The organism is Dehalococcoidia bacterium, from assembly GCA_035310145.1.
In the GTDB taxonomy this organism is placed as follows: Bacteria; Chloroflexota; Dehalococcoidia; order CAUJGQ01; family CAUJGQ01; genus CALFMN01.
In genome coordinates, this window is sequence record DATGEL010000048.1 from 26,132 (window position 1) to 48,671 (window position 22,540).

The following is a 22,540-nucleotide window of genomic DNA, read 5'->3' on the forward strand; positions in this document are numbered from 1 at the left end:
GCCGAAAGCCGCGGCTCGGCGATGCGGCGCCGGGTGCACGAGGCGGCACGGCAAGATCAACGAGACGCCCGAGCGAATTCGCGGAATCGGAGTGGGCGTTGCTGGTGGAAATCCCCGGCCCACGCAGTCCCGAACGCCTGCAGCGATCGGGCGGGCAAGAAGGCGAGAAGACACCAGCGCGAGCCCCACGGTTGTGGCCCTGGCGGAACGCCGGTTTGAAGCATGCGGCGCTGCGCGAGCGCGATCGCCGGCTAATGCCCGCCGCTCACGAAGACCGCGATGCCCGTGCCGAAACCGGGGTCGAAGATGTGGTTGTTGCCCGCGTAGGCGGCGACGGAGTGGCTGCCCCTGCCGCTCAGGATCTGCACGAGCTTGTCGTTGTCGGCGTTCACCACGCCCAGCCTGGCGCCGGCAAAGATCGCGAGATAAAAGTTGTCGTCGCCGGGGTTGAACCAGATCTCGTCGGCGCCGCCCACCTCGGGGATGAAGGCGTGGATGCGCCCGCTGCGCAGCTCGACCGCGACCGCGCCGTTGCCGCAGGCGCCAAGGAAGCGCTCGTTCTCACCGAGGGCAAGCCCCGTCGGCCCCCCGTCGCAGCCCGGCACCGGATAGCTCGCGACAAGCCTCTCGCTGACCGGATCGAACACGTCGATGAAGCCGGTTGTGCCTCCGGCGGGCACCGCCTGGTAGAACAGCCCGGTCTGCGCGTCCCACACCGACTGTTCGAGGCCGCCGCCGGCCGTCGCGTGGCCGGCAACGCTCTCTGGCTGGCCGAGCGTGTTATCGGCATAATAGAAGTGGCCCGCGACCGAGCGTGTGCTCACATCAATGAAGGTGAGAAACCCTTCGGCATCGTTGGCGATCAGAATCAACTGGTCGCGCGGATCGAACGAAAGCTCATCGGCTCGGCACTTGCCGCCGGTGCCGATCGAAGTTACGACGTTCGTGCCGGCCACGGGGTTCAGCACCTTGATCGTGCTGTTGCCGTCCCCCGCCCAGACCAGGCCGCTGCTGTCGGTCACCACGCCGTCGGGTCCAGCCCCGGCGAAGGGATCGCCGTTGCAGGCGCCGTTGCCGGTGAACTGCCCCTGGCCGATGAAGCCGGTGAAGGTGTCGGTCCTGGCGTCAAACAGGTCGATCGCCTTGTTCGAGCGGTCGGCCAGGAAGTAGCGCCCGCTGGAATTCTCGACCCAGCTGATGTCCACGCTCGCCGGCGACGGCGGCGCGATCGTCGTGCTGAAGCGGACCAGATGGTCCTTCGGGGCGGCCAGCGCGGTGGTGGCGGCGAGTAGCAGGGCGAGAGCGAAGACCACTGAACCCGGTAGGGCGCGGCGCGGCAGCCGTGACATGGGCGACCAACCTTCCTGCAGTCCGAGCCTATCTGCCGAAGCAGCCCGCGGCGGCAGGCGCCGCGCGGCGCCTGCACTTTCCTGCTGCCGGCGGCAAAAGGCAAGATCCCACGGCGGTACTTGTCGGCTTCAACCGGATTCTCCAGGCCGACCGCAGCCGGGTGGGAGTCTGAGCACTTCTGCCCCGCCGCCCCCGTAGAACTGCGCCGGCTATGAAGTAAGCACTAGCGTTGGTGGTAGATGGACGCCCACGCCGGCACAAACGCGCTAAGATAGCCGCGGCGGCCGCGCAGGGCCGCGCACGCGCACATCGACTTCGCCCGCAGCGAAGCAGAATGCCACGGAGACGATCACGATGACGACGACCGCCGACCGCGAGACTGCAACCGGGACCGGGAACGGCCGCGCCTACCGGGTGCTGGGCACGCGCCCGATCCGCCACGACGGGCTGGACAAGGTCACCGGCCGCGCCAGGTACGGCGCCGACATTCACCTGCCCGGCATGCTCCACGGCAAAGTGCTGCGCAGCCCCTACGCCCACGCCCGCATCAAGCAGATCGACGCGAGCAAGGCGCTGGCGCTGCCCGGCGTGCGCGCGGTGATCAGCGGCGTCGACTTCCCCATCCTGCACGATCGGCAGATCGACTTCGGCGAGACACTGGGCAACGTGCGCGTCGTCGCCGAGAACGCGATGGCGAAGGGCAAGGCGCTGTACAAGGGCCACGCCGTTGCCGCCGTTGCCGCCACCAGCCCCAGCATCGCGGAAGAGGCGCTGAAGCTGATCGAGGTTGAGTACGAGCCGCTGCCCGTGGTGCTCACCTGGCGCGAGGCGATGGCCGAGGGCGCGGCGCTGTTGCACGACGATCTCACCACGCGCACCACGGCCGAGCGCTTTGGCCGTGGCACCGACACCGGGGTGCAAAGCAACATCGCCAGCCACCTGATCTTTCAGGGCGGTGACCTGGAGCAGGGCTTCAAGGATGCCGACGTCGTGCTCGATCGCGAGTACAGTACCAGCACCGTGCACCAGGGCTACATCGAGCCGCACACCAGCACGGCGCGCTGGGGTGAGGACGGCCGCGTCACCGTCTGGACCAGCTCGCAGGGCCACTTCGGCATGCGCGACCAGACCGCCGCGATCCTCGGCCTGCCGAACGGGCAGGTCAAGGTGATCCCCATGGAGATCGGCGGCGGCTTCGGCGGCAAGACCGTCACCTATCTCGATCCGCTGACGGCGCTGCTTTCGAAGAAGACCGGCGCGCCGGTCAAGATCACGATGAGCCGCACAGAGGTCTTCGAGGCGAGCGGCCCCACCTCCGCCACCTTCATCCGCGTCAAGCTCGGCGCCAGGCGCGACGGCCGGCTCACCGCGGCGCAGCTCTACCTGGTCTATGAGGCGGGCGCCTTCCCCGGCTCGCCGATGGGCGCCGGCGCGGGCTACGGCCTGGCGCCGTACCGCATCGAGAACTTCCTTGTCGATGGCTACGACGTGGTGGTCAATAAGCCGAAGGTCGCGGCATACCGGGCGCCGGGCGTGCCGCAGGCCGCCTTCGCGATCGAGAGCGCCATGGACGAGCTGGCGCAGCAGCTCGCTCTCGACCCGCTGGCGCTGCGCCGCCTGAACGCCAACGGCGAGGGCGACCGCCTGCCCAGCGGCGTCAAGCTCGGCCCCGTGGGCAACGTCGAGATCATCGAGCGTATGCAGAAGCACCCGCATTACAACGCGCCGCTCGAGGGGCCGAACAAGGGCCGCGGCATTGCGCTCGGCTTCTGGGGCAACGGCGGCAACCAATCATCGTGCACGATTAACGTCAACGCCGACGGCACGATCGCGGTGATCAGTGGCTCGGTGGATATCGGCGGCACGCGCCCGGCGGTGGCGATGCAGGCGGCCGAAGTGTTGGGCCTGAGCGCCCAGGACGCGATTCCGAGCGTGGGCGATACGGATTCCGTGGGCTGGACGGGCGTCACCGGCGGCAGCCGCACCGCCTTCTCTACCGGCATCGCCGCGATCACCGCGGCCGAAGAGGTCAAGCGGCAGATGATCGGCCGCGCCGCCCTGCTCTGGGAAGGCGAGCCAGCCGACGTGGAGTTCAACGACGGCGTCTTCATCTCCAAGAAGAACCCGGAAGTCAAGATGACGTTCAAGGAGCTGGCAGGCAGGCTGGCGCGCACCGGCGGCCCGGTCAGCGCCTCCGCCGTCTCGAACCCGCGTCAGGTCGGCCCCGCGTATGCGGGCCACATCGTGGACGTGGAGGTTGACCCCGAGACGGGCAAAGTGCAGATCCTGCGCTACACCGCCTTCCAAGACGCGGGGCTGGCGGCGCACCCGAGCTACGTGGAAGGGCAGGTGCAGGGCGGCGCGGCGCAGGGCATCGGCTGGGCGCTGAACGAGGAGTACGTCTGGTCGAAGGACGGCGCCATGCTCAACGCCAGCTTCCTCGACTACCGCATGCCCACCGCGCTCGACCTGCCGATGATCGACACCGTGATCGTGGAGGTGCCGAACCCCGGCCACCCGTTCGGCCTGCGGGGCGTGGGCGAAGTCGCGATCGTGCCGCCGCAGGCCGCCGTGGCCAACGCGATCCAGCGTGCCACCGGCGCCCGTCTCTACCACACCCCCATGTCGCCCGGCGCGATCGTGGAGGCGATGGAGGCGCAGGCGAAGCGATAGCCCACGGCGCGGCCTCACCCCCATCCCCTCTCCATGGAATGGAGAGGGGTGCCTGAGGAGTCTCGGCTTCAGCCGCAAGCCTTCGCCTATCGAACTCCCCTTCCCCTGCTATCGGGGGAAGGGGGCCGCGCCCGCCTCGCGGCGCCGGTCCTCCGCCTCGACCGCGCTCAGCCAGGCGAGGAACAGCCCGCAGGCCGCCAGCAGATAGCCCGCGCCGGCCGGAATCCACATGATGAGTCCGGCGAGCTGCTGGTCGTCGAGCGGACTGAGGCCGTAGGCCGCCGTGTTCGCGGCGTAGGCCGGATACCAGGGCGCGGCCGAGAAGGTCAGCAGCGCGCCGAGAGCGCCGCCCTGCAGCGCCATCGCAAACACGGCAACGATGCCGGCGCCCATGCGGCCGTGTGTGCCGCGCCGAAGCAACGTCCACCAGAACAGGCAGCTCGTCAGCAGGAAGCTGGCATGTTCCAGCACGTGCAGCGGCTCGCTCTTCAGCGCCGCCTGATAGAGCGCCGGCGCGTGCCAGGCCCACAGCGCAGCCGCGGCGATCGCCCAGGCCGCGCCGAGGCGGGTGCAGGCGTGCCACAGCGCCCGTGCCCAACGGCTCTGCTTCCACCAACGACCAACGCCGCGCCGGCCCACAAGCGGCAACGCCCAGAGCAGCGCCGTGCCCGGCGCGCCGAGCATGAGCAGTGGCGCCGCGACGAGGATCAGCAGCATGTGCTGTGCCATGTGCGCAGAGAAGAGCGCCGCGCTGAGGCCATCCAGCGGCGAGATCAGCGCGATGACCAGCGCCAGCATGCCCGCCGCGAAGCAAGCGACGCGCCAGCGTTCGATGCCGCCGCCTGCGCCCGCCCGGCTCCAGAGCACGCGCACGCCGACGGCGTACGACCAGCCGGCCAACACCAGCACCGCGAGCAGCAAAGGCTCGAAGCTCCAGCTCGACCAGACGCTGTTCGGCGTGGGCGCTGGTCCCGTGTGTGCCAGGGCGGCCGGTGCGTAGACGGCGAAGACGAGCGCGGCAAGCGTGGCAGCGCGGCGAAAGCTTCGCGTCATGCCCTCTCACCCACGTCCGGCAGGGCGGCTGTACTCCGGGGCCGATGTCCGCGCAGCGGATCATCGCGATGCGCCACGCGATCGGCAGACTGTCGCCGGTGTGGCAGACCGGCCCGATGCTACCTTCGCCACGCGCGCAACCACACTACCGGCGGTGGTAGAAAGATGCGGAAACGTCTGCATTTCTCGGGCTTGACAGGAAATCTTCGCACCAGGGCTGCAACGTGAGCGGCTGCCCATCGTTTTACAACTGTGCGCACTCCTCGCCGGCGCAACGACGTGGGGTGGTGTGGATGGCGGATGGGCTGTCTGCGGCCGCGCCTCGTGGAGGGGCATGTGCATATGGCGCTGGAACGCTTCCTGGCACACCTGCCGGAGGAAGAAGCGAAGGTCTGGCTCACGCTGAGAGAGATTGAGGCGATCGAGGGCGTCCCCCTGCCTGCGTCCGCCGGGCGATCGGCGTACTGGTCGAGGCGGCGCACCCGCGGCTACGCGGCCTGGCTGCGACAGGGTTTCGTGGCCCGTCTCGATCGCCAGGCCGCGGCCGTCTGCTTTTCGCGCCGGGCGTGTGCGAATCCCAGTGCTGATCAAACAGCTGAGCCGCTGATGCCGGCGGCCGAGCAAACTCCCGTCGAGGGGCCGGGCGCGGCGCTTGACCGGGGCAAGTACGCGCCGCTGATCCGCCTGCTGCAGTCCACGCCAGGCGAGCAGGCGATCGTACGCGTGACGATCGCCGAGCTGGAGGCGATCCTGGGCGAACCGCTGCCGGCGAGCGCCCTGCGCCCCGGCTTCTGGAGCAGCCGCGGCCTGAACGCCAGCCGTGCCTGGAAACGGCTCGGTTTCGTCGTGCGCCTCGATCGGGAGTGCCGGCTCGTGCTGTTCATCCGCAGGCCGGCGAATCCGGCCGCGGCGTGTCCGCCGCGGGGCGCCGTCGGACTGTTCGCGGGCGCGCCGGGGCGAAAGACCGGCGGATGAATCCTCGACCCGCCCGCGCTCCGGTTTCCTGCCGGTCTGTGGCCGTGTCAACGGGGCCTGTGGGAACTCTTGCTATCTTGCGACAGGGGCGTATCCATATGTATCGTGTAAGCATCCAACCCGGACCGGCGGTCAAGACCCGACCGGCACGGCCGAGTCGTGCTCGCGCCGACTGCCAGCGGCGAACCTTGACTCCGTTTGTGTCCATCGGTTGCACGAAGGCCGCGGAGCACGTATGCGTCGCCCGCCCGCTGATCTGGAGAACGGCGCCACGGCCGGCGAGGGCGAAGACCCGCCTGCCGAAGAGTTCTGGTGGCTGCTGATGGAGGTGGCGAACCTCAGCCGGCGGCTCAGCGAACGGCGGCTGGCGCGCATTCACACGACGCCGGATCAGATCCACGCGCTGCACATCATCACGCTGCGCGAACAGATGACGGTCGGCGAGCTGGCGGCAGCGCTGGGACTGGAACAGAACAGCGGCTCGCAGTTGGTGGAACGGTTGGTCCAGCGCGGACTCGTGAAGCGCGACCGTGCGCCGGAGGATCGTCGCCAGTCGCTGATTACCGTCAGCGACGAGGGGCGCGCCTTGTTGCTGGCGGGCGAGCCGGATGCCGAGCTGCTGATGGAAGAGCTATGCTCGGAACTGCCGCCGGAGCAGATCCGGCAGTCCGCGGGCCTGCTGCGCCGCATGCGCGCCAACGCGAATCGCACCGCCGCAAGCCGTCCGCCCCGCTCCGATCGACGCGCCGTCCCGGGCCGCCGCCGGCGCGCCTAACCCCGTCCGCCTTCGTCCCCCGTCCCCGCGTTCCCGCAGCAATCAAGACAGGCGAGACAGGGTACGCAGATGAGCAGCGATACGTTCGCGGGCGGAAGCGAACGCGCGCGATTGCGCACACATCGGCGGGCCACGCGACGAGCGCCTGCCGCGGAGCATGTGCGTGCTCGGCGCCGCATTTCCCCCCGGCGGACACCGGCGGCGCAGCAGCTCCACGACGGTTACGAGGTGACATGCAGGTCAGGCGGCGCTGCGGCACGACGTGGCCAGACGCGTAAACAGGCGTGGCCCCGTGGCGCACTCGCGCGCTTGCGCTGCGCCGTGATCGCGGCAGCCGTGGATGGCACACTGCTGGCAGCCAGTGCGGCGGCGGCGCGGCTGCTTGGCTACCGCTCGCCCGCGGCCTTGATCGCCACGGCCGGGCATGTCGGCGCGGTTTTCGTCCCGCCCCGGGCGCGCGAGACGGTGCGGCTGTTCGGCGATGAGTGGGGAATCAGCGACTTCCGCTTCGATGCCGCCCTGCGCCATCGCGCAGGCAGACAGATTGCGGCGACCGTCACCGTGCGCCTGTTGCCTGATGCGCGGTCCCCGGTCGGCGGCGCCGAGATCGTGCTCGTGCCGAAGCGAGGACGGCGTGCGCGGCGGCGGCGCCGGCCGGGCTAGTTCCGGCGCCGGTGTGCAGCTGGCCCGTCTCAGGCGACGAAGCCGCTCGCCAGATAGCGGCGGTAGTCGCGGGTCCAACGTTGCGAGAGCGGCATTGCCCGGCGCAGCGTGGCATCGAGGCGGCATAGCTCCAGCGCGCGAACGCGCCGCAGGCCGGCCTCGGCGAACGCCGCCTGCACCGGCGCCGGCTCCAGGGGTCCGTTAAGCGGAAAGCCCGCGGCCGGCGCGGTGACGCTCCGCCGCGCGCCCGCGCCCGAAGGGGTCCGGCGCAGCAGGCGCGCGGCGATCGTGGCGATCGGCGCCAGGGCGCGGCCTCGCGGCGCCAGGCTGTCGATGGCGATCACGCGGCCGCCCGGGCGGATGACGCGTATCCACTCACGCAGCGCCGGCGCCGGCTGGGGCAGGGTCCAGATCAGGTAGCGGCTCACGACCGCGTCGAAGGCGCCGTCCGCGTACGGAAGGCGACGGGCGTCGCCAAGATCGTAACGGATGGGCAGCCGCCCGCGTCGCGCCTTGCTGCTTGCCTGTTCGAGCATGCGCGGCGACAGATCGATGCCGGTCAGCTCGTGGCCCGCCGCGGCAAGCAACAGCGCGACTACGCCCGTGCCGGTGCCGAGATCGAGGATGCGCAGCGGCGGCTGCGCGGGCAGCAGACGCAGCAGCAGGCCGCTCCAGGCTGCCCGCTCGGCCTCGCTCGACGGTGCGTGCCCGTACTGAGCGTCGTAGGTGTCTGCCGCCGCGTCCCAGGCCGCGCCGATGCGCTCCAGGATCGGCGCATCCGCTCGCGCTGCGGTCATTCTGCACTCCTTCTGGACGCCCCGATAGGTCCGTCGGGCGAGAGGGACCTACGGCCAGTGCGAGAGGTAGTAGCTCGATGCGACCGCGGCCGCGAAGGCCCGCTGCGCCGACGCCGATGAGGCGATGCGCCAGTCGTTGCCGTTGGCTTCAAGGTTGGTTTTGTCCTCGTTGAACCAGACGACGGCGCGGATGCGCGGATAGACGTGGGGGATCTCGTCGGTGAAGGCATCCGCGATCCACTTCGCCTTGGTGTCGCCCTCGGCGGCCTGATTCGGCTGCTCGTTGGCGCTTGCCATCTCCGCGATCATCAACGGCCTGGCGGAGAGGGCCGTGATGCGGTCGTACGACGCGCCGAACAGTTGCTTGAACCAGAGCCAGCCGCTGGGGGCGAAGTTGTAGCCGTCCAGCGCCAGCCAGTCGACGTAGGCGTCGCCGGGAAAGTAGGGCTCGAAGGGAACGGTGGCGGCGCCGACATCGCTGTCCAGCACGTTCGGAGACCACACCCACTGCACGTTGGTGGCGCCGGCCGCGCTGAACAGGTCGTGCAGGCGCTGCCAGGCCGCGACGTACTTCTCCGGCGTGTTGGCGCCGTTCCGCCCCCAGGGATACCAGGAACCGTTCATCTCGTGCGCTCAGCGCAGCAGCACCGGCCGGCCGTATGTCGCGAGTTGCTGCGCCCAGCCCTGGATGTAGCTGTCGAACCTGCCGGCAATGATGTTGTCGAGGCCGTACGGCGTCTGGTCGGCGCCCGTGCGGAAGTCCGCCGGCGACCAACTGATGAGCGGCACCGAGCCGTGCTCTGCGATATTGCAGAGCCAGCTCGAATCAAGGGCGCCAGCGTCGGCGGCAAAGTCGCGCCAGAGCATGACGATGGCGACGTGCTTGCCGGCCTGCCGCTCGAAGTCCGCCAGCCGGCTCATATCCTCCGGAGCGCCGGGCTGCCAGACACCGAGATAGGCGCCTGGCGCCTGCGCTGTGGCGTCGGCCGAAGGATGTTTGTAGGCCTCGTTCAGTGGGCTGTGCGCCTCCGCACCGGGCGAGCACGGATCACCGGTGTCCTGCGCGACGTGCGCAGGGCTTTCCTCGTCGCCCAGTGAACTGCTCGGTCGCCGCCAGGCGAACGTCAGCAGCAACAGGCCGACAGCCACGATCGCGGCCAGGGCCAGCAGCGCGGCGGAGACGGATCGCGGCAGGCGCACGGCGCGCGGCAGCATGAGCTCACGCTCTCACAGACGGCTTCGACAGCGGCGATCCGGGGTCCGCAAACGCTCAGGCGAGAAGAGCGAGCCACAGGCGAAGCCATCTCCCCGGATGCGGCGTGCGAGGCCGCGGACAACCCGGATCAGGCATCTATGTAGAGATATCACGAGACGGCGCGAGCGACAATATCCCCTCTGCCGTCAGCAGCGAATTGGAACGCGGCCCGCCGGCGGCGTCGCGCCCTCGCCGGCGTCGCCCCGTTGCTAATGCGACTCCTGCAGAGACGAAACCGTTACTGCGCCGCGATCATGGCATTTTTCGTACACATACATGTCAACTCTGCGTAGATTGCACCGATGCTGAATTCGGCGGCCGGCGGGAGGGCGGTTGCAAGGACGAAAAGGCAAACCCATCGCGAGGTGGGGACGCAAAGCCACGGGTCCACCGCGCGGGCGCCTGTCCGCCGGGGGATCGCCGGGCTGCCGAAACGCTGCGACAGGCCGAAGCGGCGCCACCGGCGCACGATTCCGCCTGCACCCGCACACCAGCAACGTTTTCCAGATCACAGAAGGTGATGCATGGCGCAATCTGTGCGCGCCGCGCCCAATGCGCGGCGGCTTCAGGCATTCATGGCTCTTGCAGCAGCGCTGGTGGCGCTGCTGCTGGCGAGCGGCGTCGGGCGCCAGACTCCATCCGCCCAGGCGGGCGCGGGCGTCTTTCTCGGCGTCTGGCAGCCCGATCCCACCAAGGGATTGACGACGCTGCAGCAGTACGAAACGGATGCGGGCAAGCATGCGGCGATCGTGATGTTCTGGCGCGACTGGGCGGCGGACGCCGGTTCGCTGGATCCGGCATGGTTGACGGCGATCGCCGCGCACGGCTCGCTGCCGCTGATCACGTGGGACCCGGCGAACTGGAGCGGTGGCGACCAGACGCCGTACTCGCTCGGCGCGATCGTTGCCGGCGGACAAGACGGCTACATCAGCGGCTGGGCGCAGCAGCTCGCGGCCTACGGCCAGCCGGTGCTGCTGCGCATGATGGAGCAGATGAACGGCGCCTGGAACGCCAACTGGAGCGGCAATCCCTCGGCGTTCATCGCAGCCTGGCGGCACATCCACGACCTCTTTGTGCAGGCAGGCGCCGGCAACGTGCGCTGGGTGTGGAGTCCGAACGTGTGGTACCAGTCTTCGCTGGCCACGGACGGCCGCGCCTATTACCCCGGTGGTGCCTACGTGGACTGGATCGGGCTGGATGGCATGAACATCTCCAGCCAGAGCTGGCAGACGTTCACGCAGCTCTTCCAGTACGCCTATTCCGCGTTGACGGCGTCGTATCCCGACAAGCCCCTCATCGTCTCGGCGACGGCAAGCGCTGAGGCGACGGCGGCGCAGGCCGCGCAGCGCCTGAGCAAGTCGAGCTGGATCAGCAGCGCCCTCTCCACGGAGATTCCCCGCAGCTTCCCGAAGCTTCAGGCGCTGATCTGGTTCAACGAGAAGACGATGAGCTCGCCGGCAGCCGCGTGCTGCGACTTCCGCATCGAGTCCTCGGCCGCGGCGCAGAGCGCCTACCGGAAGGCGGTCGCGAAGAGTTACTACATCGGGACGGCGCCCACCTTCCCGGCGGTGGTGTCCAACCCGACGCCATCTCCGACCGCCTCGCCCACGGCGAGCCCGACGCCCAGCCCCACGCCGAGCCCGACGCCTTCACCAACGCCTCCGCCAAGCGCAAGCCCCATGCCCAGCCCCACGCCGAGCCCAACGCCTTCACCTGGCCCCTCGCCTACCCCAAGTCCCACGCCGCAGCCGCAGCAGGGTGTCTACATGGGCGTGTGGCAGCCGGATCCGACCACGGGCTCGCTGTCGACGCTGCAGCAGTTCGAGGCCGACGCGGGTAAGCATGCGGCGATCGTGATGTTCTGGATGGACTGGAATCCGCTGGACAAAGGCACGCTCGATCCGAACTGGTTGACGCTGATCGACCAGCACGGCTCAGTGCCGCTGATTACCTGGAACCCGGCCGACTGGAGCGGCGCGGACCAGACCAACTACACAACCGCAGCGATCGTGGCCGGCGTGCAGGACGCCTACATCACGAAGTTCGCCCAGCAGCTCAAAGCCTTTGGCAAGCCGGTGTTGCTGCGCACCATGCACGAGATGAACGGTAGCTGGTACACCAACTGGTCGGGCAATCCCAGCGCCTACATCGCGGCCTGGCGGCACATCCACGACCTCTTTGCCGGGGTCGGCGCCAGCAACGTGCAATGGGTCTGGTGCCCGAACTACTGGTTCCCCGGCGAGCCGGATGCCACCCTCTATTATCCGGGCGACGCCTACACGGACTGGGTCGGCGTCGACGTCTACCAGGACGCCAACGCGGGCTATGCCAACCTCGACGGCGAGCTGGATTACAGCTATCAGCAGTTGACGGCGAAGTTCCCTTCGAAGCCGCTGATTATCCCCGAGATCGGCGCGGCCGAGCCGACGGCCCAGCAGGCTGCGGCGGGCTACAGCAAGGCCGCCTGGATCAGCAACGCCTTCGCGACGGAGATCCCGCAGCGCTATCCGAAGATCCGGGCGTTGCTCTGGTTCAACGAAAACACGCTGGTCACGCAGGGGAACGGCGCTGACTGGCGCATCGAATCCAGCCCGGCGGCGCAGCAAGCCTACAAGCAGGCGGTGGCCTCGGGTTACTACCTGCCGCAGATGCCGTAACCCGCGGGAAGCCGAGCGTGGGGACCGCCGGAAACCGTTTCCGGCGGTCCCTGTCTGCGTGCCGCGGACGACGCTGTCTCGCGGCGTAGGCGGTCAGAGACGGCGTGGATCACTGGCGTAGCTGCCCGCCGCGGTTATACCATTACTGTTACACCGGGATGGCCAGCCGGCGACGATCGTTCGCGCGCAGCCGGCGAAAGGACCGAGCACGATGGCGGCTGCGCTGAAATTTAGCCGCGTGCGTCGTTTCGCCTGGCCGGTGTTTGCCGTGTCTCGCGGCGGTGAGACGGTCGGGTTCGTCGCGCAACTGCCCGACGGCTGCTGGATGGCGTACCGGCAGGCGGGCACGCTGGCGGATCGCTTTGCCTCGCGGGAGCTGGCCGCCGAGGCGCTGGCCGGCGCGCCGTCGTCGCAGCCGGAGGGCATCCCTCGGCAGGGTCCCGTGGTGCTGTAGGCGTCGCCGCGCCTCGACGGGCGCAGGCGGGCCGGCCGCGAAGCTCGACCTTCACCGTGCGGCGGCCGTACCGCGTCCATCGCGTGATGGTGTATTTCCTTCGCCGCCGCCGTCTGGTAGGAACAGTGCAACTCCTGGCGGGCGTGATCCGGTCGGCTTCTCAGGGTGCGGGCGAGAAGCGTGTAGGCTGGATGCGAGGATTGCTCCCGCGCTCCCGCCCGGACCACCTCGCCCGCGACCGAGCACCCGCCGGTTCATTCAACCGCCCCGCTACCGTGCCCTGGAGGATCGGCGCATGAGACGGCCCAGGCTGGTGCCTGAAGGACCGGCCGCAGGCGAGGCTCTCGCGGCAACGGCGGCCTTGACCCCGGCGCGCGCGAGGCCGGCGCTGGCCGTCGGCGAGCCGCACGACGCCTGGGGGCGGCTGCCGGAGCTGAGCCTGGTCGCGGCCTGCGGGCTGCTGCTGGTCGCGGCGGGGGACACCGCCGCCTGGCGCGGTGAACGTTTCGGCGCGGCGCTGTTCTGGGCGGGGCTCGTCGGCCTGCTGCTGCCGTTCTCCGCGCGCTTGCTCGCCTACGGCCCGTCCCGGCGCGAGCGGCTGGGCCTCGTCTTGGTGCTGGGACTCGGCCTGTACCTGGTCAAGGTGTTCCACAGCCCGCTGCACTTCACCGACATCGACGAGTTGAGCCACTACCGCACCATCAACGACATTCTGCGCTCGAACCACCTCTTCCACGAGAATCCGTTGCTCACCGTAAGCCCGTTCTATCCAGGGCTCGAGATCGCGGTCTCGGCGGTGGCCCGCATCTCCGGGCTCGGCCTCTATCCATCCGCGGTGGTCGTCGTCAGTTGCGGCAAGCTGCTGCTGCTGCTCTCGTTGTTCTTGTTCTTCGAGCGGGTCGGCGGCTCGTCGCGCGTCGCCGGCATCGCCTGCCTGATCTACACGCTCAATCCGAACTTCGTGTTCTTCGATTCGAACTTCTCGTACGAGTCGCTGGCGCTGCCCCTGGCCGCGCTAACGCTATACCTGGCGGCGCTCGTGGCCAGCGGTCAGCTCCGCCTGCGGGCGCCCGCTATCCTTGGCATCTTCGGCCTGGCCTGGGCCACGGCGGCGACGCACCACATGACGTCGTACATCCTCCTGCTCTTCCTCGCCCTCTGGACGCTGCTGGCCGTGCTCGGGCCGGAGCCGGACGCTGGCCGTGCTGAGGCGAAACGTGTCGGCCTGGTCACGCTGCTGGTGCTGGTCGCCATCGCGATCTGGACCGACCTGATCTCCGGACTGGCGATCGCCTACCTGAAACCGGTGCTGGGGAACGCGGCGCTCGGCCTGGTGCGGCTGGCGCTGCGCGAGCAGAGCGCAAGACAGCTCTTCCATACCGGATCGGGCTACGTCGCCGCGGCCTGGGAACGGGATGTCGCGGTCGCGGCGGTGGCGCTCACGCTGCTCAGCCTGCCGTTCGGCCTCTGGCAAGTGTGGCGCCGCTACCGTGCCCGCGCACTGGTCGTCGCGCTCGCGCTCGTGGTGTGCATCTATCCGCTCACGCTGGGCCTGCGCCTTACCTCGGTGGGCGCGGAGACGTCGAACCGCGCCGCGGAGTTCCTCTTCGTCGCCATCGGCTTCGTCGCGGCGCCGGGGCCGGCTGCACACCGGCTGCGCGGCCGGCTGGGCACGCTGATGCGGGTATCGGTGCTCGCGCCCTGCGCCACGGTGATGTTCGTCGGCGGGCTGATCATCGGCTCGGCGCCCTGGGCACGCCTGCCCGGTCCCTACATCGTCGGCGCCGACGATCGTTCCATAGACAGCGAGGGTATCGCCGCCGCCGAGTGGACGCTGGGCGCCCTGGGCCCGGACAACCGCATCACCTCGGACCGCTACGGCACCTTGCTGCTCGGCTCGATCGGCGAACAACGCTCCGTGACCGGACTGATCGACCGCATTCCCACCGGCCTGATCGCCCTGTTCACTTCGCCCACGATCGGGCTGGACGAGCTCAACACGATCGAGCACGGCGATATCTGGTACATCGAGATCGACCGGCGCATCAGCATGTCGCTGCCGCGCACCACGTACTTCGACAGCGACCCGCCGCGCAGCTCGCCCGTCAACCCCGCCGCGCTGGCCAAGTACGACAACCTGGACGGTGTCAGTCGCCTCTACGACAGCGGCAACATCATCCTGTACGACATCAACGGTCTGCGTTATGGCCCGTAAGTCAGCGGTCCGGTCACTGCTGCTCGCGGCCACGATCGTGGCGGTGCTGTGTGCGGCGTTGCCGGCGCTGCCGGCGCCGCTGCGGGCGCTCGGCGCCGTACCGCTGGCGCTGTGGCTGCCGGGCTACTGGTTGAGCGAGGGCGCCCTGCCCGATCAGATCCGCGGCGCTGCGGAGCGGACGGCGCTGCGCCTCGGGCTGAGCCTGAGCGTGTGCATCCTGGCGGGGCTGGGGCTCAACCTGACGGCCGACGGATTGACGCTGAACGGCTGGGTGTTGACGCTCGGCGGCACCGCGCTGCTGGCCAGCGCGGCGGCCTTGCTGCGCGGGCGCGGCGCGCCCGCGGTGCCACAAGCGCGAGAGCCGGCGACCTCGGCGGCGTCGCCGGAGCGCAGGCTCTGGCCCGGCCAACGAGGTGCGCTGCTCTTCGCCGCGGCCGGATTGGTTGTCGCCGGCGCCTTCGTCCTGGTTCATGGGGAGGCCGCGCGGCAGAACGCGACGGACTTCACCCAGTTGTGGATCCTGCCGGAGACGAGCGGCAGCACACATGCGGCGCAGCTCGGATTTCGCAATCTGGAGTCTGCCAGCCGCAGGTACACCCTGGAGTTGCGGCTGAACGGCGACCTGGTGAACCGCTGGGGGCCGATCACGCTCGCACCGCGGCAGAGCTGGCAAACGGAGGTATCCTCGCCTGGCGGGGGGCCGTTTGCCGGGCCGTTGGAAGCGGTGTTGTATCGAGCCGATGCGCCCGGCAGCGTCTATCGTCGGGTGTTGCTGCGGCCCGCCTCGTGACAGGCGCGGCGCGGACACCATCACGCTCGCCGGAAGGCAAACTGCCAGGCCCAGGGTATGGCGTTGATCAGGCCGGAAAAGCGGCGATAGCTGGGGCGCAGCCGCGCCGGAATCACCGAGGACGGGTAATGGTAGCGACGGATCTCGACCGGGGCGAAGCCGGCTCGCCTGGCACGGCGCTTCAGGTCGGCGATTGTCACGACATAAAAGTCGTGCTCCCACTCGACCGGAGCCAGGCGCCAGTAGGGCCGTTGCCACGCGGCAGGGAGCCAACCCATGAACGGCAGGCGGCTATGCGACTCGATCGGGAAGTACGGATTGGGCAACTGGCCGACGAGCAGGCCGCCGGGCCGCAACACGCGCCGGATCTCCGTGAGCGAGGCAAGCCGCAACTCCGGCGCGATGTGCTCGTAGACATTCGCCAGCACCGCGCAATCGAACGCGCCGTCGCCAAAGGGCAGTTCGTGCGCCCAGCCGTGCAGCATGGGGAAGCCGTCGGGCGACGGCTTGCCGCTGGCGATCGCCGGATCGACGCCGCACCAGGAGAGGCCGGTCAAGGCCGACAGGCCGTCGACCAGCCGCCCATCCTGGCAGCCGATATCGATGCCGTTGCGGCTCGCGACCGGCGCGTGCGCCGCGATCAGGCGCCGCATCGAGCGTGCGAGCGCCTGATTTCGCGCCGCCCATTCCCCCGGCGTTTGCAACAGGTTCTTCAAGCCAGCTCCTGCCACGGCTTCCCCTCTCCTGCCCCACGCCACGGCCGCACGGGTCCGTTCGGGACGGTTGATCGTGCAGAGCGGGGTAGGCTTGCGCGGGGGGACAAGCGCACCGTACCACGCGGTTCGGCCCCAGACGACGACCCGGCGATTGTACTGCTCTAGCGGACTTTCCATCGAAATGTGTATCTGTCATGATGCAACGCGTTCACCGGTTGCGGTCGGGTGAATCGGACGGCCTGGCTGGTTCGGCGAGGGAGGCCGATACGGATGCAGCGGTCGAAGCGGGTGGACCTGTTCTCGGCGATGGCGAGCAGCGCCCTGCTGGCGATCGGCGGTGTGGTGCGCCTGCCTCCGGCGGAGAGCCAGAGCGAGCGGGGCTCGCGCGGTGGGCCGTCCGTCCGCTGGCCGGCCCACGCGGTGGATACCCGACCCTTCCCACGGCCGGCCGCTGTGCGACGGACGGGCGCGGTGCTGGTGGCGGTGGCACATCCGGACGACGAAACCTTGATGATGGGCGGCACGCTGGCGCGCCTCGCCCATGAAGGCCGCCGCGTGGTGGTCGTCTGCGCCACGCGCGGCGAAGCGGGCGCGATCGCCGATGAGCACCTTGCCACGCGCGCGACCCTGGGCGAGGCGCGTGAGCAGGAGCTGATTCGAGCCTGCCAGAGCCTGGGTATCGCGCGCCCGATCGTGCTCTCGTTTCCGGACGGTGGCCTGCAGGACGTCGACCCGCGCGACCTCGCCGAGCGCTTCGGCGAGGCTATACGCGGGGTAGGACCGTGTGTGGTCGTGACCTGGGGTGCGGACGGAGGGTACGGCCATCCCGATCACATAGCCGTGCACGCGGCAGCCACCACGGCCTTCTTTCGCACCACGACCGAGGTCGGTGGCCCGGGCGCGCTCTACTACGTCCTGGTGCGGCAGCCACGCCTGGTGCGGCTCGTACGGCGGGTGAAGCGCCTCGCCCTCGCGCGTGGCCGAAGCGTGCGCCCGAACGCGGCGTCGCTGCGGCCCACCACGTACGTGGATGTCGCCTGTTTCAGCAAGGCGCGTCTGGCAGCCATGCGCGAGTACCGCAGCCAGCTTCCGGCCGACCTTTGGCTGCGCGGCGTCAGCGGGCTGCTGTCGCCGCGCAACAACTTCGCCTTCTCGCGCGTCGAGCGCTTCAGCCGCGCCTACCCCGCCTTGCGGCCCGATGAACCGGCGGAGCAGGCGCTCTGGACCGGCTCCGCGCCCCCGCGCTAGCGTGCCGACGGCCAAAATTCAACAGGCCAGAGCCGTGCAAACACGCCTGAGTCACCGCCCCCGCGTCGGAAGCATGTGCATGGCGGTCGGGATCGGCGCTCACACCCGCGCCGCCGCCGATCGCCCGATGGGCGTGGCGTCACGATCCGGCCTTCGATAGCAGTTCTTTAGCATCTACGTAGAGATGACACTAAACTGAAAGCACTTAACACGGTACGTCAGGCGCATCCCCGCTATCCTGCCCCTGTGCCGGTAACGCCGCGCAGCCGCGTCGTGTCGTGGAAGGGCCGCCGGTCTGCCGCCGATCCGGCCCCCCTGCCGACGCTGCCGTTAATATCTGCCGTTGGCGCATACAGCAGTAGCTAACGCACGAATATACCGCATATGGGGTATCGCAAGCTCGCTTTCGTGTAGACAACACGGACTCGTTCGTGTTCCTGTGAACGGTCGCCGAAACTATTGACAAATACTTCAGGTATCGTCGATTGATATAAAAATCCCGCCACACAGTGTCCATTCCCCGTAATGGCCAGGTATCTCCCAGCGCGAGCCGTGCGTAGAGACCAAGCGAAGAGTTTAAGGTTGCGCCTCACATCTTGGTGCGACAAAGCGAGAGGAGGTTCCGCTGTGCAAGCCAGCCCTCCGCACGTACATACTCGTGCCGGTGAAGAGACGTTGCCCAGCGTCAGCGTCGTGATTCCGGCGTTGAACGAGGCCGAGAACCTGCCGCACGTTCTGCCCCGCATCCCCGCCTGGGTGGACGAGGTGCTTGTGGTCGACGGCCACTCGACGGACGGCACCGCCGAGGTCGCTCGTGCGCTGCGGCCGGGTGTGACGATCGTGACGCAGGAGGGCAAGGGCAAGGGCGCGGCCCTGCGCAGCGGCTTTGCGGCGGCCAGCGGCGACATCGTGGTCATGCTGGATGCCGATGGCTCGATGGACCCGGCGCACATTCCCGCCTACGTCGGCCTGCTGCGCACGGGCGCCGACTTCGTCAAGGGATCGCGCTTCTTGCAGGGCGGTGGTACGTCCGACATGCCGCTCTACCGCCGCATGGGCAACTCGGGCTTCGTGCTGCTCGTGCGCCTCGCCTTCGGCGGGCGCTACTCCGATCTCTGCTACGGCTACAACGCCTTCTGGCGCTGCCACCTGGACGTACTCGAACTCGACGGCGACGGCTTTGAGATCGAGACGATGATGAACGTCCGCGCCCTGCGCGCCGGGCTCCGAGTCGCAGAGGTGCCGAGCTTCGAGGCGAAGCGCGTCTACGGCAACAGCCGCCTGCGCACCATTCCGGACGGCTTCCGCGTGCTGCGCACCATCCTGCGCGAGCGCTTCCGCCGCCAGCAAGCCGCGTCGCAGCCGCTCGAGCCAAGGCGATCCGACGCGTAAGCCGGCGCCCGATCGGCGCCGGATCCTCTTGCCAGCGCCCCGCCGTACCGGCCACCTCGCAAGGAGGCCCAGCTTGACGGAAACCTCGGTTGTGATCTGCACGTGGACCGAAGATCGCTGGAACCAGCTTGCCGCCGCCGTCGCCTCGGTGCAGGCGCAAACCGAGCCGGCCAGCGAGTTGATCGTCGTCGTGGATCACAACGCCCCCCTTTACGAACGGGTCCGCCGTGAACATCCCGGCGTCGTCGCGGTGCAGAGCAGCGAGCCGCGGGGCGCGGCCGGCAGCAAGAACAGCGGCATCGCCCATGCCCGCGGCGAGTTCGTCGCCTTCCTCGACGACGACGCCGCGGCCGAACCCGACTGGTTGGCCAGGCTGCGCGAGCCGTTTGCCGATCCGCGCGTGCTCGGCGTAGGCGGCACGGCGGCGCCGGTCTGGGAGAGCACGGAGACCCGCTGGTTCCCGCCGGAGTTCAACTGGATCGTCGGTTGCAGCTACGCCGGCCTGCCGCGCGGCAGCGCCTCCGTGCGCAACGTCTTCGGCTGCAACATGGCGTTCCGCGCCGAGACGTTGCGGTCGCTCGGCGGCTTCCGGCACGAGCTTGGCCGGGTCTGCGCGGATCCACTCGGATGCGAGGAGACGGAGTTCTGTATTCGCCTGGTGCAGCGCTGGCCCGGCAGCCTGCTGATGCACGAGCCCCGCGCTCGTGTGCGGCACCAGGTGCCGGCGGCGCGCAGCACCTGGCGCTACTTCCGGCAGCGCTGCTACGCCGAGGGGATCTCCAAAGCGCACGTCATCCGGCTTGTCGGCGCCCGCTCCGGGCTGGAGAGCGAGCGCCGCTTCGCCGCCTCGGTGCTGCCTGCAGCGGCCCTGCGCGCCCTCGCTGAGGGCCTTCGCCGCCGCGATGGCGCCGCCCTGGCGCGCTCGGGCGCCATCGTCGCGGGCCTGACAATCACCACTGCCGGCTTTCTCACCGGCGCGGCTACCGGGCGGCTGTCGCGCCGGTCAGGGCCGCGGCAAGCAACGGCGCCATCGCTGCCCGGCGGGCTGCAGCGCCCGGAGCGATCGTGATGGCCACCGTGCTGGAGAGACCGCGTGCAGCCGAGATCGCGCGGCGCCCCTTGCGGCTGCTGGTGGTCACGGCCAACTGCTTCCCGCACATGGGCGGCATCGAGACGCATGTCTACGAAGTGTCGCGCCGGCTCGTCCGCGACGGCGTCGACGTGACCGTGCTGACGACCGACGCCTCGCATACCCTGCCGGCCGCCGAAGCGATCGATGGGGTGCAGGTGCGGCGGGTGCCGGCCTGGCCGGCCCACCGCGACTACTACTTTGCGCCGGGTATCTATCGCACGCTCGGTGAGGGCAGCTGGGATCTCGTCCACGTGCAGGGTTGCCATACGCTGGTGCCGCCGCTGGCGATGCTGGCCGCGCGCCGCGCCGGCATCCCCTATATCGTCACCTTTCACACCGGCGGGCACTCATCGCGGCTGCGGCAGGCGCTGCGCGGGGCGCAGTGGGCGGCGCTTGGCCCGCTGCTGCGCCGCGCCGACCGGCTGATCGGCGTCTCGCGCTTCGAGGCGGAGCTGTTCCGCCGGCGCCTGCGCCTGCCGGCCAGCCGCTTCGCCGTGATCCAGAACGGCGCGGAGCTGCCCGATCCCGGCCCGGCCGCGGCGCCGCCGCAGAACGACGCGCCGCTGATCGTCTCCTTCGGGCGGCTGGAGCGCTACAAAGGCCACCAGCGGGCGGTGCAGGCGTTGCCGCTGTTGCGCGAGCGTCTGCCCGGCGCCCGCCTGCTGATCCTCGGCTCCGGTCCCTACGAGTGCGAGCTGCGCCGGCTGGCCGCGCGGCTGGGCGTGGCCCGCGCGGTCGAAATCACGAGCATTCCCCCGGCTGAGCGCGGCCGCCTGGCAGCGACGCTGCGCCGCGCCAGCCTGGTCACGCTGCTCAGCGAGTACGAGGCGCACCCGGTGGCGGTGATGGAGGCGGCCGCGCTGCAACGCCCCGTGCTCGTGGCCGACACGAGCGGTCTGCGCGAGCTGGCGGAGCGCGGCCTGGCGCGGGCCGTGCCGCTGCACAGCTCACCCGCGGCGCTGGCCGAGGCGATGGCGCAGCAGCTCGATCGGCCCGCGGCCGCGACGCCGGCGCTGCCGACCTGGGACGGCTGCTCCCGCCGCCTGCTGGCGCTCTACCGAGACGTGCTTGAGGAGCGGCCGTGCGCATCCTGATGTTGGCGCAGTTTTACCCGCCGACGATCGGCGGCGAGGAGCAGCACGTGCGCGCCCTCAGCGCCGAGCTGGCCGCGAGGGGCCATCGCGTGGCCGTGGCGACGCTCTGGCACGAAGGGCTGCCCGATTTTGAACGCGACGGCGCGGTGCGCGTCTACCGCATCAAGGGCACCGTGCAGCGCCTGCACCGGCTGTTCACCGACCAGGGGCGCCGCCACGCGCCGCCGCTGCCGGACCCGGAGCTGACGCTGGCGCTGCGCCGCGTGGTTGCGGTGGAGCGGCCGCAGATCGTGCACGGGCACAACTGGCTGGTGCACTCCTTCCTGCCGATCAAGCGACAGAGCGGCGCGAAGCTGGTGATGACGTTGCACGACTTCAGCATGGTCTGCGTGCAGAAGAACCTGCTCTACCGCGACACCGTGCTCTGCAGCGGGCCGGCGTTGCGCAAATGCCTGCGCTGTGCCGCCGACCACTACGGCGCGGCGAAGGGACTGGTTACCTTCGCCGCCAACCGGGCTGCGGCGCGCTTCGAGCGCGGCACGGTGGATAAGTTCCTGGTGGTCAGCCAGGCGACGGCGACGGGCAACAGCCTGCCCGCGTGTGGCGTGCCATACGAGGTCATCCCCAACTTCCTGACCGACTCGGATGCCGCGGCGGCCGGCGACTATGCCGAATATGAGCCGTATCTTGAGCGCCTGCCCGACGAGCCGTACCTGCTGTTCGTCGGCGATCTGCGCCGCTTCAAGGGCATCGAAGTCCTGTACCGAGCCTATGCGCTGCTCGACGACGCCCCGCCGCTGGTGATCATCGGCCGTGAGGCGCCCGACACACCGGCGTATCTGCCGCGCAACACGCGCTGGCTCGGCGGTTGGCCGCACGGCGCCGTGCTGCACGCCTGGGGCGGGGCGCTCTTCGGCCTCGCGCCCTCGATTGGCATCGAGACCTTCGGCCTGGTCGCGCTGGAGGCGATGGCGCGCGGCCGGCCCGTGATCGCCTCGAAGATCGGCGGCCTGGCGGACATCGTGGTGGACGGCGAGACCGGGCTGCTGCTACCGCCGGGCGACGTGCTTGCACTGCGAGACGGCATGCAGCGCCTGCTTGAAGACGCGCCGCTGCGCGAGCAGATGGGCGCGGCGGCGCGGCGCCGGGCGGCGTGCTTCCGCGCCGACCGGGTCGTGACGCGCTTTGAAGAGACTTACCGGGCACTGTTGAACGACGAGAGCGCGGCGCCGGCGCAGGTGCGCTCGGCCTGACGGCGTGGTTCGGCGCCCGTACGCACGCAACCGGGAGGAAAGGGAAGC

At 69.7% G+C, this 22,540-nt stretch carries 19 protein-coding genes and 1 riboswitch; of the genes, 13 read left to right on the plus strand and 6 right to left on the minus strand.

The genetic code is table 11. The features are described from left to right. Window positions 1–251: 251 nt before the first annotated feature. Window positions 252–1,349, minus strand: coding sequence for a hypothetical protein (locus tag VKV26_09980; GenBank protein ID HLZ70220.1), 1,098 nt, complete (start codon window positions 1,347–1,349; stop codon window positions 252–254). 355 nt (window positions 1,350–1,704) lie between these two features. Between VKV26_09980 and VKV26_09985 the strand changes: the two genes are divergently transcribed. Next, window positions 1,705–4,023, plus strand: coding sequence for a xanthine dehydrogenase family protein molybdopterin-binding subunit (locus tag VKV26_09985; GenBank protein HLZ70221.1), 2,319 nt, complete (start codon window positions 1,705–1,707; stop codon window positions 4,021–4,023). 108 nt (window positions 4,024–4,131) lie between these two features. On the opposite strand, the gene VKV26_09990 is transcribed toward VKV26_09985, so the two are convergent. Next, window positions 4,132–5,076, minus strand: coding sequence for a cytochrome c oxidase assembly protein (locus tag VKV26_09990; GenBank protein ID HLZ70222.1), 945 nt, complete (start codon window positions 5,074–5,076; stop codon window positions 4,132–4,134). Between the two features lie 300 nt (window positions 5,077–5,376). On the opposite strand from VKV26_09990, the gene VKV26_09995 reads away from it, so the two are divergent. The 3 genes from VKV26_09995 (at window position 5,377) to VKV26_10005 (ending at window position 7,489) form a co-directional block, all read left to right on the plus strand. Continuing rightward, the gene (locus tag VKV26_09995; GenBank protein ID HLZ70223.1) at window positions 5,377–6,051 is read left to right on the plus strand and encodes a hypothetical protein; all 675 of its coding nucleotides are present in this window, start codon (window positions 5,377–5,379) and stop codon (window positions 6,049–6,051) included. A gap of 235 nt (window positions 6,052–6,286) precedes the next feature. Then, window positions 6,287–6,826 carry a MarR family transcriptional regulator gene (locus tag VKV26_10000; protein ID HLZ70224.1) on the plus strand — a complete coding sequence of 180 codons (540 nt, stop codon included), beginning with the start codon at window positions 6,287–6,289 and terminating at the stop codon, window positions 6,824–6,826. A gap of 69 nt (window positions 6,827–6,895) precedes the next feature. Further along, complete coding sequence (locus tag VKV26_10005; GenBank protein ID HLZ70225.1) at window positions 6,896–7,489, plus strand: hypothetical protein; 594 nt, start codon at window positions 6,896–6,898, stop codon at window positions 7,487–7,489. A 29-nt stretch (window positions 7,490–7,518) separates the two neighbouring features. On the opposite strand, the gene VKV26_10010 is transcribed toward VKV26_10005, so the two are convergent. Genes VKV26_10010 through VKV26_10020 form a run of 3 tightly spaced genes read right to left on the minus strand, consistent with a single transcriptional unit; the run spans window position 7,519 to window position 9,501 of the window. Beyond that, on the minus strand, window positions 7,519–8,286 hold the full coding sequence (locus VKV26_10010) for a methyltransferase domain-containing protein (GenBank protein ID HLZ70226.1): 768 nt from the start codon (window positions 8,284–8,286) through the stop codon (window positions 7,519–7,521). A gap of 48 nt (window positions 8,287–8,334) precedes the next feature. Then, the gene (locus tag VKV26_10015; protein ID HLZ70227.1) at window positions 8,335–8,910 is read right to left on the minus strand and encodes a glycosyl hydrolase; all 576 of its coding nucleotides are present in this window, start codon (window positions 8,908–8,910) and stop codon (window positions 8,335–8,337) included. Window positions 8,911–8,919: 9 nt separating this feature from the next. Continuing rightward, window positions 8,920–9,501, minus strand: coding sequence for a hypothetical protein (locus VKV26_10020; GenBank protein ID HLZ70228.1), 582 nt, complete (start codon window positions 9,499–9,501; stop codon window positions 8,920–8,922). Between the two features lie 378 nt (window positions 9,502–9,879). Continuing rightward, a riboswitch (cyclic di-GMP riboswitch) is annotated at window positions 9,880–9,974 on the plus strand. 142 nt (window positions 9,975–10,116) lie between these two features. Here VKV26_10020 and VKV26_10025 point away from each other — a divergent pair. From VKV26_10025 to VKV26_10040, 4 genes are all read left to right on the plus strand, one after another. Continuing rightward, window positions 10,117–12,198 (plus strand): glycosyl hydrolase, encoded by a 2,082-nt coding sequence (locus VKV26_10025; protein HLZ70229.1) that lies wholly within the window; start codon window positions 10,117–10,119, stop codon window positions 12,196–12,198. A gap of 211 nt (window positions 12,199–12,409) precedes the next feature. Then, window positions 12,410–12,652: a hypothetical protein gene (locus VKV26_10030; protein HLZ70230.1), complete on the plus strand. Its 243-nt coding sequence runs from the start codon at window positions 12,410–12,412 to the stop codon at window positions 12,650–12,652. A gap of 295 nt (window positions 12,653–12,947) precedes the next feature. Further along, entirely contained in the window at window positions 12,948–14,867 is a 1,920-nt protein-coding gene (locus VKV26_10035) for a hypothetical protein (protein HLZ70231.1), read from the plus strand. Then, on the plus strand, window positions 14,857–15,657 hold the full coding sequence (locus tag VKV26_10040; protein ID HLZ70232.1) for a DUF1616 domain-containing protein: 801 nt from the start codon (window positions 14,857–14,859) through the stop codon (window positions 15,655–15,657). Before VKV26_10035 ends, VKV26_10040 begins: the two co-directional genes overlap by 11 nt. A 20-nt stretch (window positions 15,658–15,677) precedes the next feature. On the opposite strand, the gene VKV26_10045 is transcribed toward VKV26_10040, so the two are convergent. Then, window positions 15,678–16,373, minus strand: a complete 696-nt coding sequence (locus tag VKV26_10045; GenBank protein HLZ70233.1) for a methyltransferase domain-containing protein — start codon at window positions 16,371–16,373, stop codon at window positions 15,678–15,680. A gap of 270 nt (window positions 16,374–16,643) precedes the next feature. Here VKV26_10045 and VKV26_10050 point away from each other — a divergent pair, with 270 nt between their 5' ends. The 5 genes from VKV26_10050 (at window position 16,644) to VKV26_10070 (ending at window position 22,492) form a co-directional block, all read left to right on the plus strand. Next, window positions 16,644–17,621 (plus strand): PIG-L family deacetylase, encoded by a 978-nt coding sequence (locus VKV26_10050; protein ID HLZ70234.1) that lies wholly within the window; start codon window positions 16,644–16,646, stop codon window positions 17,619–17,621. 675 nt (window positions 17,622–18,296) lie between these two features. Next, window positions 18,297–19,013, plus strand: coding sequence for a glycosyltransferase family 2 protein (locus VKV26_10055; GenBank protein HLZ70235.1), 717 nt, complete (start codon window positions 18,297–18,299; stop codon window positions 19,011–19,013). Between the two features lie 73 nt (window positions 19,014–19,086). Further along, window positions 19,087–20,082: a glycosyltransferase gene (locus tag VKV26_10060; GenBank protein ID HLZ70236.1), complete on the plus strand. Its 996-nt coding sequence runs from the start codon at window positions 19,087–19,089 to the stop codon at window positions 20,080–20,082. After that, entirely contained in the window at window positions 20,082–21,239 is a 1,158-nt protein-coding gene (locus VKV26_10065) for a glycosyltransferase family 4 protein (protein ID HLZ70237.1), read from the plus strand. The genes VKV26_10060 and VKV26_10065 overlap by 1 nt, the downstream gene beginning before the upstream one ends. Beyond that, complete coding sequence (locus VKV26_10070) at window positions 21,227–22,492, plus strand: glycosyltransferase family 4 protein (protein ID HLZ70238.1); 1,266 nt, start codon at window positions 21,227–21,229, stop codon at window positions 22,490–22,492. Before VKV26_10065 ends, VKV26_10070 begins: the two co-directional genes overlap by 13 nt. Window positions 22,493–22,540: the final 48 nt, after the last annotated feature.